We start from the raw sequence: 12823 nt of genomic DNA on the forward strand, positions 1-12823 counted from the left end.
CATGCCCGATACCGCGGCGCTCATCGGTCGGATCCTCGACCGGGCGGGCTCGCCCGAGGCGGGTCGCGCGCGGCTCGCGCTGCTGCTCTCCGCCTCGCAGACCGTCACACGGGATCTCGATCTCACGAGCGCGCTGCAGCACATCGTCGACGTCGCCCGCGAGCTCGTCGGCGCCCGCTACGGCGCCCTCGGCGTGATCTCGCCCGACGGCCGCCTCGAGCGCTTCGTGCACGCGGGGCTGCCCGAGGACGAGGCCGCGCGCATCGGGCACCTGCCCGCCGGGCACGGCCTGCTCGGCGCCGTCATCACCGAGGGCGCGCCCATCCGGCTCGACCGCCTCGACGACGATCCGCGCTCGGTCGGGTTCCCCGACCACCACCCGCCCATGCACGCCTTCCTCGGGGTGCCGGTGCTCGTGGGCGAGGTCGCGTACGGCAACCTCTACCTGACCGAGCGGGAGGGCGGCGGGCCCTTCGATGACCTCGACCAGGCGATCATCGGCAGCCTCGCCTCCATGGCGGGCACCGCGATCGCCAATTCGCGGCTGTACGAGCAGGCGCGCGCCGAGCGCCGCTGGCTCGAGGCCTCGGAGCGCCTCGGCCGCCGGCTGCTCTCGGGCGCGCTGTCGCCCGACGCCCTCGACGAGGTCGCCGAGACCGCGCTCGCGGTCTCCGAGGCGGCGGGCGTGGAGGTCACCCTCGGCGCGGGGCCCGGCGCGATCAGCGTGCAGGCCGGGCGCTGCGACGAGCAGCCGCAGCGCCGCCTCACGGTGCCGCTGCTCGGCGCCGACGACACCGAGGCGGGCACGTTGACGATCGTGCGGGGGGCGGCGGGGCATCCCTTCACCGAGGCCGACCGCGAGACGGCCGCGCGCTTCGCCCGCTCGACGACGATCGCGCGGGAGCTGTCGGCGGCCCGCCTCGACGAGCAGCGCCTGGCGCTGGCGGACGAGCGCGACCGCATCGCGCGCGACCTGCACGACCACGTCATCCAGAGCCTGTTCGCGATCGGGCTGAGCCTGCAGAGCGTCGTCGGCGACCCCTCGACGCCGATGGGGGCGCGCCTCGCGGCGCAGGTCGATGCGATCGACGCGACGATCCGGCAGATCCGGCAGGCGATCTACCGGCTGTCGGCGCCGCCCTCGGCCGAGACCTACTCGCTGCGCGCGCGCATCAACACGCTCGTGCGGCAGACCCTCGAGGGCGAGGGCCTCGACTCGCGCCTCGAGTTCAGCGGACCGGTCGACACCCTCGTCGACACCTCCCTCGGCGACGAGGTCGCGGCGGTCATCCGCGAGGCGCTCGCGAACGCGGTGCGCCACGCCCGCGCCCGCGTCGTCGCGGTGAGCGTGGCCGTGCGCGGCGCCCAGGTGGTGCTGACGGTCACCGACGACGGCATCGGGATGCCCGCCTCGGTGCACCGCAGCGGCCTCGAGAACCTGCGGGCCCGCGCCGTCGAGCTCGGCGGCACCTTCGCCGTCGGCGCCGCCTCGCCGCGCGGCACCCACCTGCGCTGGGTCGTGCCGTGGAAGGCCGAGTGAGACGCCCTTCGCCGTCGCCCGCCGCTCCGTCGTCCCCCTCGCCGCCGTCGGCCTCGCGCGCTCTGCGGGCCGATGGTCGTTTCGCGAACGTCGGCTCGGCGGCGTCATGGCCGTGACTCCTACGATGGCGCTCGACATGTCCGAGAGCATCCGCGTCTTCCTCCTCGATGATCACGAGATCGTCCGGCGCGGCCTGGCGGATCTGCTGGCCGAGGAGCCGGGCATCGTCGTCGTGGGCGAGGCCGGCGAGGTGGCGGGCTCAGCCGCGGCGATCGTCGCGACGGGGACGACGGTGGCGGTGCTCGACGGGCGGCTGCCCGACGGCAGCGGCATCGACGTCTGCCGCGATGTGAAGTCGGCGGCGCCGTCGATCGGCTGCGTGATCCTGACCTCGTACGACGACGACGAGGCGGTGCTCGCCGCCGTGCTGGCGGGGGCCGACGGCTACCTGCTGAAGGAGGTGCGCGCGACGCGGCTCGTGGAGGGCATCCGTCGCGTCGCCGCGGGCGAGTCGCTGCTGGAGCCGGCGGTGGTCGAGCGCGTCATGAGCCGGATGCGCGGCGAGCCCTCCCCGGACTCCCCCCTGTTCGGGCTCACCCCGCGCGAGCGCGAGATCCTGTCGCTCATCGCCGAGGGCCTGTCGAACCGCGAGATCGGCGCGCGCCTGTTCCTGGCGGAGAAGACGGTGAAGAACTACGTCAGCGGCATCCTCGCGAAGCTCGGCATGCAGCGGCGCACGCAGGCCGCGGTGCTCGCGGCGGAGTGGTTGCCGAAGGACAGGCGCCCGGGCCGCTAGTCACCGCGCGCTGCTCGCGCCGCTCTTGGGGCTCGGCGCCGGCGAGCGCGCTCCTGCACTCTGCGCTCGCATCCGCTGTTGCGCGGCGCGCGCATCGGCGCGCCTGACGCACCGCGGTCGCCGCGTCGACGCCCCGGCGCGTGCCGGACTCGTGGTCGGCCGTACTCCAGTGCGCGACGACGCGCACCGCGCGGCCGCGCAGCGGCACCGTCCGCGGGATGCGCGAGGCGGTGCGCGGCACGCAGATGTGCAGCTCGTCGAGCGCTCGCGACGCTGCTCCGGGGTCGGCGAGGGCGAGGGCGCTGACGCAGGCGAGCACCCCGCCGGCGTCCCAGGCGGCCACCACCTCCTCGGGCAGGTCGCGCGGGGCGTACCAGCCGCGCCGCAGCCGCCGGCTGCGCCGCCCGTCGCCCCACAGTCGAAGGGCGTCGCGGGTGTAGCCGAGGTCGAGCAGCTCGGCGGCGGAGGCGATTCCGCCGAACGAGCGGATGTCGGTGTCGAGGTGGATGGGGCTGCGCGTCATCGGGTCAGGATGCGGGAGCCCGCTCCCCCGCTCCGTTCCCGCGCCCGCCCTCGTGGCCCGCGATGGCCTACCCGGCGCTGGGGAGGACGCGTGCCGCGTCGTCGGATGCGCCCGTGCCCGCCGAGATTTCGGGCGCGCCCATCAGAGCCGAACCGCGCCGCGTCCGCGCGCGGAACGCGGGGTGCGGGATTCGCCTCCGTGCTCCTTCCACTCTGCAGGACTTTCGTGACGAATGATCGCGGAGTTCCTGCAGAGTGGAAGGGCCTCAGCAGAGAAATCCGAACCCTGTGGAGTGGGCTCCGAGCCCGCACCGAGCCGACGGAGGCGCGGCGAGCGAGGGCTCAGACGGGTGCGGCGAGGAGCTGCACCGTCACCGTGCCGCCCTTGGTGGGCTGGCTGCCGACCGGTACGAAGCCGAGGCGGGCGTGGAAGGCGAGGCTTCCGGGGTTGGGCGGGTCGAGGTTGACCTCGCAGGTCACCTCGCGGCGGCCCTGCTCGCGCGCGAGCGAGAAGACCCGGTCGTACAGCACGGGACCGAGACCGCGGCCGCGCTGCGACTCGGCGATCACGATGCGGTCCACGTACAGGCAGTCGACGCCGCGCTCCTCGAAGAAGCGGAAGTTCTCGCTGTCGTACGCGGCGCCGGGCGCCAGGGCGAGCACGAACCCGACGAGCTCGCCCTCGGACGACTCGATGCCGAGCGGCAGGGCGGCCAGGTCGACGAGCGCGGCGAGATCCTCGGGCGACGTCACCGGCACCGCCGGGTAGGCCGCGTCGTTCAGCGGGGCGATGCGCGGAGCATCCACCGCCGTCAGCGGGACGAGGCGCAGATCGGCGGGCAGGGGCGCGGGGGCGGGGGCGGGAGAGGCAGGCATCGGACTCCGGGGTCAGGGCGAGCGGCGCGGGCAGGGGCGCGGCGCGAAGGACGAGGGACGAGAGGGCGGGTACGAGGGACGACAGGCGAGAAGGGCGGGTGCCCGGAGCGAGGGGCCAGGCGAGAGGCGACAAGTAGGGGCGAGGGGCAGGGGCGAGGGGTGCAGCCCCGATCCGCAGGCTAGCAAGTCCCGCGCGCCGATACGCTCGGCCCATGACGAGACTCGCCGACCTGCCCGACACCGTCGACGTGCTCATCATCGGCGCCGGCACCGCCGGGCTCGTCGCCGCGAAGACCGCCGCCGGCTTCGGCGCGACGACGCTGCTCGTCGAGGCGCACCGCATGGGCGGCGACTGCCTGTGGACGGGGTGCGTGCCCTCGAAGTCGCTCATCCACGCCGCCGAGCTCGCGCAGAGCGCCCGCGACGGCGGTCACCTCGGCGTGCACGTCGACGGCGTGCGCGTCGACTTCGCCGCCGTCATGGGGCACGTGCACGATGCCATGAGCACCATCGCGCCCGTCGACTCCGTCGAGAGCATCGAGCAGTCCGGAGCGCTCGTCGTCATGGGCCGCGCGCGCTTCACCGGGCCTCGCAGCGCCGAGATCGACGGGCGCCCGATCGCGTTCCGGCAGGCGATCATCACCACCGGCTCCGCCCCGAGCGTTCCCGACGCACCCGGCATCGACGGCGTCGCCGTGCTCACGAGCGACGACGTGTGGGACCTCACGACCCTGCCCGAGCGCCTCGTCGTCATCGGCGGCGGCGCCATCGGCTGCGAGCTCGGGCAGGCGTTCGCGCGGCTCGGCTCGCACGTCGCGCTCGTGCAGCGCGGCCCCCGGCTGCTGCCGAAGGAGGACGAGAGCGCCTCGCGGCTCGTCACCGCCGCGCTCGAGGACGACGGCGTCGACGTGCGGCTCGGCACGCAGGTCGTGCGGGTCGAGGCGGGCGAGGACGGCGAGAGCGGCATCCTGCACCTCGATGACGGCACCGCCCTGCCCTTCGACCGCCTGCTCGCCGCGCTCGGCCGCGCGCCCCGCACCGACGACGCGCTCGGCCTCGCCGCCGCCGGCGTCGACACCGACGAGCGCGGGCACGTCGTCGTCGACGGCACCCTGCGCACCAGCAACCCGCGCATCCGGGCCGCCGGCGACGTCAGCGGACTGCCCCAGTTCACCCACACCGCCGGCGTCAACGGCAGCGTCGCCGCCACCAACGCCGTGCTCGGCCTGCGCCGCACCGTCAGCGAGGTCGTGCCCCGCGTCACCTTCACCCACCCCGAGGTCGCCGCCGTCGGGCTGCAGCCCTCCGAGGCCGAGGCGAACGGATGCTCGGTGCAGACCGTCGACCACCATCACGTCGACCGCGCCATCGCCGACGACCGCACCACCGGCTTCACCTCGCTCGTGATCGACGCGAAGGGCCGGGTGCGCGGAGCCCTCATCGTCGGCCCGCGTGCCGGCGAATCCCTCGGCGAGGCCTCCCTCGCCGTCACGCGGGGGCTGAAGACGAGCGCGATCGCGAGCGCAACCCACGCCTACCCGACCTACAGCGACGCGTTCTGGAACGCCGCCGTCGCCGACGTGCGCGGCCGCCTGCGCACCGGCGCCGTCGGCGCGGCCGTGCGGGTGCTCGCGCGGCTGCGCTCGCTCGTCGTGCGCTGACCGGGCTCAGACCCCGATGGCGAGCAGCACGAGCAGCGTCACGTTGAGCGCGACGAGCAGCCCTGCCGCGACGACCGCGAGCCCCGTCGTGAGGCGGCGGTTGACCGCCGTGCCCATGAGCCCGCGGTCGGCGGTGAGGCGCACGAGCGGGATGAGCGCGAAGGGGATGCCGAAGCTCAGCACCACCTGGCTGAGCACGAGCGCGAGGGTCGGGTCGACGCCGAGCGCGAGCAGCAGCAGCGCCGGCGCGATCGTCACCGCGCGGCGCAGCAGCAGCGGGATGCGCACGCGCAGCAGCCCCTTCATGATCTCGGCGCCGGCGTAGGCGCCGACGCTCGTCGAGGCGAGGCCGCTCGCGAGCAGCCCGATCGCGAACAGCAGCGCGATGGGCTCGCCGAGCGCCGCCCCGAGCGCGGCGTGCGCGCCCTCGAGCGTGTCGGTGCCCTCGACGCCCTGCAGGTTCGCGGCGGCGAGCAGCAGGATGACGACGTTGACGCTGCCGGCGATCGCGAGCGCGACGGTGACGTCGATGCGCGTCGCCCGCAGCACCCGGGTGCGCTCGACGCCGGCGGCGACGAGGCCGAAGCGGTCGCGGGTGAGCGCCGAGTGCGCGTAGATGGCGTGCGGCATGACCGTGGCGCCCAGGATGCTCGCCGCGAGCAGCACGGACTCGGTGCCCTCGAACATCGGCACGAGGCCGCCCGCGGCCTGCGCGGCGTCGGGCGGCCCGACGACGAGCCCGGCGCAGAAGCCGACCACGATCACGAGCATGAGCCCGGTGACGACCCGCTCGAACGGCTTCGCCCCGTGCCGGGACTGCACGACGAGCAGCAGCATCGACACCGCGCCCGTGATGATGCCCCCGAGCAGCAGCGGCAGGTCGAACAGCAGGTACAGGGCGACGGCCCCGCCGATGACCTCGGCGACGTCGGTGGCCATGGCGACGAGCTCGGCCTGCCCCCAGTAGCCGAGGCGCGCCCCGCGGCGGCGGAACCGCTGCCCCAGCGCCTCGGGCAGGCTCAGCCCGGTGACGAGCCCGAGCTTCGCCGAGAGGTACTGGATGAGCCACGCCATGACGTTGCCCGTCACGACCACCCAGACGAGGAGGTAGCCGAAGAGCGCCCCCGCGGTCATGTTCGCAGCGACGTTGCCCGGGTCGAGGTACGCCACGCCCGCCACGAGCGCCGGGCCGAGCAGGGGGACGACGAGCAGTCCGCGGCGGGCGGCGGGGGCATCCGTCAGATTTTTCGGCACGCCGAAATATTACGTCGGGATGCCCTCCGTGAGCCACACGGCCGCGGCGACGTCGAGCGGCAGCACGTCGAGCGCTCCCGTCGCCCGTCGCACGGCGACCCGCGCGCCCTCCCCCGACCCCGGAGCCGACCCCGAGCCCGGCGCCGGCGCCACCTCGAGCTGCTCGTCGAGGGCGATGCCGAGCCGCTCGAGCTCGCGCAGGCCCGCCGGATCGCGGTCGCTGAGCCGCACGACCGCGCCCCGCGCGCCGACGGCGGCGAGGTCGAGCCGCACGGCCGCCGGCCGCTCGATCGCGCCGTCGGGGCCGGGGATGAGGTCGCCGTGCGGGTCGCGGCGGGGATGCCCGAGCTGCGCGTCGATCGCCGCGAGCAGCCGGTCGCTGAGGGCGTGCTCGAGCACCTCGGCCTCGTCGTGCACCTCGTCCCAGCCGTAGCCGTGGGTCGCGACGAGCCAGGTCTCGATGAGCCGGTGCCGGCGCAGCATGGCGAGCGCGCGCTGCTCCCCCGCGGGCGTGAGGCGGATCGCCGCGTACGGCCGGTGGTCGACGAGCCCCGCCGCCGCCAGCTTCTTCACCATCTCGGTGACGCTCGAGGGAGCGAGCCCGAGCCGCACGGCGAGCTCGCCCGGCGTGATCGGCTTCGGCTGCCACTCGGTGTGCGAGTAGATCGTCTTCAGGTAGTCGTCGGCCGCGGTCGAGGCCGCACCGCTCGACTCGGCCCGCACCCCCGACTCGACCACGGGATCAGCCCTCGGCTCGGGCCCGCAGCACGACGGCGAGCGCCGCGAAGGCCCGCGCCCGGTGGCTGATCGCGTTCTTCTCGTCCGCGGTGATCTCGGCGCTCGTGACGGTCAGCCCCTCGGGGATGAACACGGGGTCGTAGCCGAACCCGCCGCCGCCGGCGACGGCGTGCGCGACCGCGCCGGGCCAGACGCCGAGCTCGACCGTCTCGAACGGCTCCCCCTCGACGGTCGGGTCGACGAGCGCGGCGGCGCAGCTGAAGCGGGCCGTGCGGTCGGCGCCGTCGCCGAGCGCGGCGAGCTCGGCGAGCAGGTGCTGCACGTTGGCGGCGTCGTCGCGCGCGCCCGAGTAGTAGGCCGAGTGGATGCCCGGCGCCCCGTCGAGCGCATCGACCGAGATGCCCGAATCATCCGCGATCGCCGGCAGACCCGTGTGCTCCGCGGCCGCGCGGGCCTTGATGAGGGCGTTGGCGGCGAAGGAGTCGCCGTCCTCCTCCGGCGCGGGGCCGTCGTACGCGACGAGCTCTAGCCCGGGGACTTCGGCGCCGAGGATGCGCTGCAGCTCCTCGACCTTGTGCGCGTTGTGCGTCGCGACGACGACCCTCATCGGGCGAGCGCCTCGCGCTGCAGGTGGCTGAGCGAGAGGCAGCCCCCGAGGGCCAGGTCGAGCAGGGCATCCAGCTCGGCGCGGTCGAAGGGAGCGGCCTCGGCCGTGCCCTGCACCTCGACGAACTTTCCCGACCCGGTGACGACGACGTTCATGTCGGTCTCGGCGCGGCTGTCCTCCTCGTAGGGCAGGTCGAGCATGGGCACGCCGTCGACGATGCCGACGCTCACGGCGGCGAGCGAGTCGGTGAGGGCGGTCGCCTTCTTGCCGATGAAGCCCTTGTCGCGGCCCCACTCGACCGCGTCGGCGAGCGCGACGTAGGCGCCCGTGATCGAGGCCGTGCGGGTGCCGCCGTCGGCCTGCAGCACGTCGCAGTCGATCTTGATCGTGTTCTCGCCGAGCGCCTTCGTGTCGATCACGGCGCGGAGGGCGCGGCCGATGAGGCGCGAGATCTCGTGCGTGCGGCCGCCGACGCGGCCCTTGACGCTCTCGCGGTCCATGCGCTCGTTCGTCGAGCGCGGCAGCATGCCGTACTCGGCGGTGACCCAGCCGCGGCCCTTGCCGACGAGCCAGCGCGGCACGCCGTTCGTGAAGCTCGCCGTGCACAGCACGCGGGTGCCGCCGACGGTGATGAGGGCGCTGCCCTCGGCCTGGGCGCTCCAGCCGCGCTCGATCGTGACGGGGCGCAGCTGGTCGGCGGTGCGGCCGTCGGCGCGCAGGCCGGCGGATTCGGCGATCGTGGTCATGGGGTGCCTTTCGGGAGGGGGATGGCGCCGGTCGGGAACGACTCGACGCGGGTGACCTCGGGCCCGAGGAACCGCGCGGCGAGCTGCCGGAAGCGGTCGGTGTCGGAGCCCGTGGCCTCGAAGACGTGGCGGGGGGCATCCTGCCGATCGCTCAGCAGGGAGTGGGCGACGAGACGGCCGTACACGTCGTAGGCCGTCTGCTCGGCGCTCGAGACGAGCGAGACCTCCGGGCCGACGACGTACTGGATGGCGCCGGCGAGGAGGGGGTAGTGGGTGCAGCCGAGCACGAGGGTGTCGATGTCGGCGGCGATGAGCGGCGCGAGGTACTGCTCGGCCGCCGCGAAGAGCTCGGGGCCGGAGGTGACGCCCGCCTCGACGAACTCGACGAAGCGCGGCGCGGCCGCCTGGGTCAGCACGATGCCCGGGTCCGCGACGAAGGCGTCGGCGTAAGCGCGCGAGTTGATCGTGCCCTCGGTGCCGATGACGCCGATGCGCTTGGTGCGCGTGCGCCGCACGGCCTGGCGCACGGCGGGCTGGATGACCTCGACCACGGGGATGCCGTGGCCCTGCTCGAACCGCTCGCGAGCATCCCGGAACATGGCGGCGCTCGCGGTGTTGCAGGCGATGACGAGCATCTTGACGCCCTGGTCGACGAGCTCGTCCATGACGGCGAGGGCGTGCTCGCGCACCTGCGCGATCGGGCGGGGGCCGTAGGGGCCGTTCGCCGTGTCGCCGAGGTAGAGCACCTGCTCGCGCGGCAGCTGGTCGATGATCGCGCGCGCCACGGTGAGGCCGCCGACGCCGGAGTCGAAGACTCCGATCGGCGCGCTGCTCACGCCCGACAGTCTAGGTGCGGGGGTGCGCGGCGGCGTCAGTAGGCGGTGCGGGCGCGCTCCTGCGCGACGACCTCCTCGCGGTCGGCGAGGCGGCGCAGGCCCGCGAGCGGCTGCGCCATGCGGTGATTGCCCCGGATGACCGGCTCGACCCGGTCGAGGAACGCCCAGTAGCCCGCCGTGAACGGGCAGGCGCTCTCGCCGAGCCGCTTCTTCGGATCGAAGCGGCAGCCGCCGCAGAAGTCGCTCATCCGGTCGATGTAGGCCCCGCCCGAGGCGTACGGCTTCGTCGCCACGATGCCGCCGTCGGCGAACTGGCTCATGCCGACGACGTTCGCGGGCATGACCCAGGGGGTGCCGTCGACGAAGGCGCCCTGGAACCACGCGGTCAGCTCGGCGGGGTCGTAGCCGCGCTGCAGGGCGAAGTTGCCGAGGATCATGAGGCGCTGGATGTGGTGCGCGTAGCCGGTGCGGCCGACGCCCTCGAGCACGTGGCTGAGGCACCGCGCCTGCACGGCCCCGCCGTCGAGCTGCCACCACTCCTCCGGCAGGGGCGTCGTCGCCTGCAGGTGGTTGCTGCGCTCGACGTAGTCCTCGCCCAGGTGCCAGTACAGGTGCCAGACCCAGTCGCGCCAGCCGATGAGCTGCCGCACGATGCCCTCGACGCTCGGCAGCGGGGCGCGGCCCGCGTCGTGCTCCGCGACGACGCGGGAGACGATCTCGAGCGGGTGCAGCAGTCCGAGGTTGAGGGCCACACTGAGGCGGCTGTGCGCCATCGTGTCGTCGCCGGCCAGCGAGGCATCCTCGTAGGGCCCGAAGTCGCCGAGCCTCGACTCGAGGAACTCGTCGAGGGAGGCGAGGGCCTCGTCGCGCGTCACGGGGAAGGCGCGCGGGGCATCCCGCCCCAGGAACCGCACGCCGTCGGCCTCGAGCGCGTCGAGGGTCTCGCGCACGCTCGCGTCGATGTCGTCCTCGACGGGCGCCCACGGCTCGGGCAGGCCCAGGCTCAGGGCGCCCTTCGGCGGCCGCTCGCGGTTGTCGTGGTCGTACGAGAACTGGCCGCCGGCGGGCTCGGAGCCCTCCATGAGGATGCCCGTGCGGGTGCGCACCTGCCGGTAGAAGCGGTCCATGAGCAGCTGCTGCGGTGTCTTGCCCTCGGCCCAGCGGGCGAACTCCTCGCGCTCGGTGACGAAGCCCCGATCGGGCAGGATGCTCGCCCCGAGCCCCTCGACGAGCCGGCGCTGCGCCCACGAGGTCGCCCCGACCACCTCGAGCGCGCCGCCCACGAGGCCGCGCTCCTCGAGCGCCGCCCGGTAGGAGCCGCTCACGACGAGCTCGCCGCGGTCGCCCAGCTCGCGCGCCCGATGCCGCAGGGCGCTGAGGTACAGGTGCGCCTTGAGCCGGTGGGTCGGGCGGCGCCGGAAGACCTCGTGGTTCTCGATGAGCACGATGCGCCCGCCGTCGTCGAAGTGCGGGCCGAGCTGCTCGGCGGTGAGCCAGCGGGTGGGGGCGTCGGTCATGCCGCGAGCGTAGGCACCTAGGCTGGGCGCGTGACGACCGCCCTCCTCACCGACAGCACCGCTCTTCTGACGGACCGCTACGAGCTCACGATGATCGAGGCGGCCCTGCGCTCGGGCCGCGCGCACCGCGAGTGCGTCTTCGAGGTGTTCGGGCGCCGCCTGCCCGGCGACCGGCGCTACGGCGTGCTCGCCGGCACGGGGCGGGTGCTCGAGGCGATCAGCCGGTTCCGCTTCGGGCGGGCCGAGCTCGACTGGCTCGCCGACGAGCGCGTCGTCGACGATGCGACCCTCGCCTGGCTGGCCGACTACCGCTTCACCGGCTCGATCGAGGGGTACCGCGAGGGCGAGCTGTACTTCCCCGGCTCGCCGCTCATGACCGTGCGCGGCTCGTTCGCCGAGGCGGTCGTGCTCGAGACGGTCGTGCTGAGCATCCTCAACGCCGACACGGCCGTCGCGACCGCGGCCGCCCGCATGGTCTCGGCCGCCGACGGTCGCAGCGTCGCCGAGATGGGCTCGCGCCGCACGGGCGAGGCGAGCGCGGTCTCGGCCGCCCGCGCCGCCTACATCGCCGGCTTCGGCGCCACCTCGAACCTCGAGGCGGGGCGGCGCTGGGGCATCCCGACGATGGGCACGGCCGCGCACGCCTTCACCCTGCTGCACGACTCGGAGGAGGAGGCGTTCCGCGCCCAGGTCGACTCGCTCGGCCCGGGCACGACCCTGCTCGTCGACACCTACGACGTGCGCCGCGGCGTCGAGACGGCCGTGCGCGTCGCCGGCACCGGGCTCGGAGCGGTGCGCCTCGACTCGGGCGATCTGCCGACCCTCGTGCGGCAGGTGCGCGCGCGGCTGGACGAGCTCGGCGCGACGAGCACCCGCATCACCGTCACGAACGACCTCGACGAGCACGCGATCGCGGCGCTCAGCGGCGCCCCCGTCGACTCGTTCGGGGTCGGCACCGCCGTCGTCACCGGAGCGGGCTCGCCCGCGGCCGGCTTCGTCTACAAGCTCGTCGCGCGCCGCGAGGCGGGATCGGACGGCGAGTGGACGCCCGTCGCCAAGGCCTCGAGCGGCAAGGTCGGCCGCGGCGGCGCGAAGCGCGGAGAGCGCCTCATCGGCCCCGACGGCATCGCGCGAGCCGAGCACGTCGTCGTCGACGACGACCGCGACGGGATGCCCGAGGCGGGCCGCACCGGCATCGAGCCGCGCGGCCTCACCGTGCCGCTCATGGTCGACGGAGAGGCCGAGCCCTCCGCGCTCGGCGCCGCGGGCGTGCGCGCGGCGCGGGAGCACCGCGCGGCGGCGATCGCCGAGCTGCCGCCCGAGGCCTTCCGGCTCGCGCGCGGCGAGCCCTGTCTGCCGACGGTCTACCGGTAGCCGCGCGGGCCCGCGGGCGACGCCCTACTGGTCGTCGGTGTCGGTGTCGTTCTCGTCCTCGGCATCGTCCTCGTTGTCCTGGTCGGTGTCGCCTTCCTCGTCGAGGTTCTCGTCCGTCTCGTCGCTGTCCGAGGGCCGCTCGTCGGGGTTCGACGAGGGATTCTCCGTGTAGGGGCCGGTCTGCGCGCCCGTGTTGCCGCAGCCGCTGAGGGCGAGCATCCCGATCATGGCGAGGGTGATGAGCGTCTTCTTCATGGCAGTGGCCTCCCGACCGTCGATGAGTCTCCGACGCTACGGAGGAAGACCGCGCAGCGGCAGGGGCTCGCGCCGGGTCGCCGAGGGTGATAGGGCCAGCC

The 12823-nt window shown here is 74.5% G+C and carries 13 protein-coding genes; 4 read left to right on the forward strand and 9 right to left on the reverse strand.

The window, feature by feature from the left end; genetic code table 11:
• Window position 1 precedes the first annotated feature (1 nt).
• Window positions 2-1540 (forward strand): GAF domain-containing sensor histidine kinase, encoded by a 1539-nt coding sequence (locus HGB54_RS09020; protein ID WP_168916128.1) that lies wholly within the window; start codon window positions 2-4, stop codon window positions 1538-1540.
• 136 nt (window positions 1541-1676) lie between these two features.
• Window positions 1677-2336 (forward strand): LuxR C-terminal-related transcriptional regulator, encoded by a 660-nt coding sequence (locus HGB54_RS09025; protein WP_228545771.1) that lies wholly within the window; start codon window positions 1677-1679, stop codon window positions 2334-2336.
• Here the strand turns inward: HGB54_RS09025 and HGB54_RS12685 are convergent.
• Window positions 2239-2859 (reverse strand): hypothetical protein, encoded by a 621-nt coding sequence (locus HGB54_RS12685; RefSeq protein ID WP_228545772.1) that lies wholly within the window; start codon window positions 2857-2859, stop codon window positions 2239-2241. The genes HGB54_RS09025 and HGB54_RS12685 overlap by 98 nt on opposite strands.
• A 341-nt stretch (window positions 2860-3200) precedes the next feature.
• The gene (locus HGB54_RS09030; protein ID WP_168916129.1) at window positions 3201-3734 is read right to left on the reverse strand and encodes a GNAT family N-acetyltransferase; all 534 of its coding nucleotides are present in this window, start codon (window positions 3732-3734) and stop codon (window positions 3201-3203) included.
• A gap of 212 nt (window positions 3735-3946) precedes the next feature.
• On the opposite strand from HGB54_RS09030, the gene HGB54_RS09035 reads away from it, so the two are divergent.
• The gene (locus tag HGB54_RS09035) at window positions 3947-5395 is read left to right on the forward strand and encodes a dihydrolipoyl dehydrogenase family protein (protein ID WP_168916130.1); all 1449 of its coding nucleotides are present in this window, start codon (window positions 3947-3949) and stop codon (window positions 5393-5395) included.
• Between the two features lie 6 nt (window positions 5396-5401).
• On the opposite strand, the gene HGB54_RS09040 is transcribed toward HGB54_RS09035, so the two are convergent.
• From HGB54_RS09040 to HGB54_RS09065, 6 genes are read right to left on the reverse strand one after another with little or no spacing between them, the layout of a single operon-like run.
• On the reverse strand, window positions 5402-6649 hold the full coding sequence (locus HGB54_RS09040; protein ID WP_228545773.1) for an Nramp family divalent metal transporter: 1248 nt from the start codon (window positions 6647-6649) through the stop codon (window positions 5402-5404).
• A gap of 9 nt (window positions 6650-6658) precedes the next feature.
• Complete coding sequence (locus tag HGB54_RS09045) at window positions 6659-7387, reverse strand: metal-dependent transcriptional regulator (RefSeq protein WP_228545774.1); 729 nt, start codon at window positions 7385-7387, stop codon at window positions 6659-6661.
• Between the two features lie 4 nt (window positions 7388-7391).
• Window positions 7392-7994, reverse strand: coding sequence for an RdgB/HAM1 family non-canonical purine NTP pyrophosphatase (rdgB, locus tag HGB54_RS09050; RefSeq protein WP_168916131.1), 603 nt, complete (start codon window positions 7992-7994; stop codon window positions 7392-7394).
• Window positions 7991-8740 carry a ribonuclease PH gene (gene rph, locus HGB54_RS09055; RefSeq protein ID WP_168916132.1) on the reverse strand — a complete coding sequence of 250 codons (750 nt, stop codon included), beginning with the start codon at window positions 8738-8740 and terminating at the stop codon, window positions 7991-7993. The genes rdgB and rph overlap by 4 nt, the downstream gene beginning before the upstream one ends.
• Window positions 8737-9576 carry a glutamate racemase gene (gene murI, locus HGB54_RS09060; protein ID WP_168916133.1) on the reverse strand — a complete coding sequence of 280 codons (840 nt, stop codon included), beginning with the start codon at window positions 9574-9576 and terminating at the stop codon, window positions 8737-8739. Before murI ends, rph begins: the two co-directional genes overlap by 4 nt.
• A 35-nt stretch (window positions 9577-9611) precedes the next feature.
• Complete coding sequence (locus HGB54_RS09065) at window positions 9612-11093, reverse strand: cryptochrome/photolyase family protein (RefSeq protein ID WP_168916134.1); 1482 nt, start codon at window positions 11091-11093, stop codon at window positions 9612-9614.
• 90 nt (window positions 11094-11183) lie between these two features.
• Here HGB54_RS09065 and HGB54_RS09070 point away from each other — a divergent pair, with 90 nt between their 5' ends.
• Complete coding sequence (locus HGB54_RS09070) at window positions 11184-12467, forward strand: nicotinate phosphoribosyltransferase (protein ID WP_407663501.1); 1284 nt, start codon at window positions 11184-11186, stop codon at window positions 12465-12467.
• Between the two features lie 24 nt (window positions 12468-12491).
• On the opposite strand, the gene HGB54_RS09075 is transcribed toward HGB54_RS09070, so the two are convergent.
• Window positions 12492-12722 (reverse strand): lipoprotein, encoded by a 231-nt coding sequence (locus tag HGB54_RS09075; RefSeq protein ID WP_168916136.1) that lies wholly within the window; start codon window positions 12720-12722, stop codon window positions 12492-12494.
• Between the last annotated feature and the right edge of the window lie 101 nt (window positions 12723-12823).

It is taken from the genome of Microcella flavibacter (assembly GCF_012530535.1).
In the GTDB taxonomy this organism is placed as follows: Bacteria; Actinomycetota; Actinomycetes; order Actinomycetales; family Microbacteriaceae; genus Microcella; species Microcella flavibacter.

Coding starts and splice junctions, on each gene's coding strand:
- HGB54_RS09020 (WP_168916128.1), top strand. CDS start 2: ATGCCCGATACCGCGGCGCTCATCGGTCGGATCCTCGACCGGGCGGGC.
- HGB54_RS12685 (WP_228545772.1), bottom strand. CDS start 2,859: ATGACGCGCAGCCCCATCCACCTCGACACCGACATCCGCTCGTTCGGC.
- HGB54_RS09075 (WP_168916136.1), bottom strand. CDS start 12,722: ATGAAGAAGACGCTCATCACCCTCGCCATGATCGGGATGCTCGCCCTC.
- HGB54_RS09065 (WP_168916134.1), bottom strand. CDS start 11,093: ATGACCGACGCCCCCACCCGCTGGCTCACCGCCGAGCAGCTCGGCCCG.
- rdgB (WP_168916131.1), bottom strand. CDS start 7,994: ATGAGGGTCGTCGTCGCGACGCACAACGCGCACAAGGTCGAGGAGCTG.
- rph (WP_168916132.1), bottom strand. CDS start 8,740: ATGACCACGATCGCCGAATCCGCCGGCCTGCGCGCCGACGGCCGCACC.
- HGB54_RS09035 (WP_168916130.1), top strand. CDS start 3,947: ATGACGAGACTCGCCGACCTGCCCGACACCGTCGACGTGCTCATCATC.
- HGB54_RS09030 (WP_168916129.1), bottom strand. CDS start 3,734: ATGCCTGCCTCTCCCGCCCCCGCCCCCGCGCCCCTGCCCGCCGATCTG.
- HGB54_RS09025 (WP_228545771.1), top strand. CDS start 1,677: ATGTCCGAGAGCATCCGCGTCTTCCTCCTCGATGATCACGAGATCGTC.
- HGB54_RS09070 (WP_407663501.1), top strand. CDS start 11,184: ATGATCGAGGCGGCCCTGCGCTCGGGCCGCGCGCACCGCGAGTGCGTC.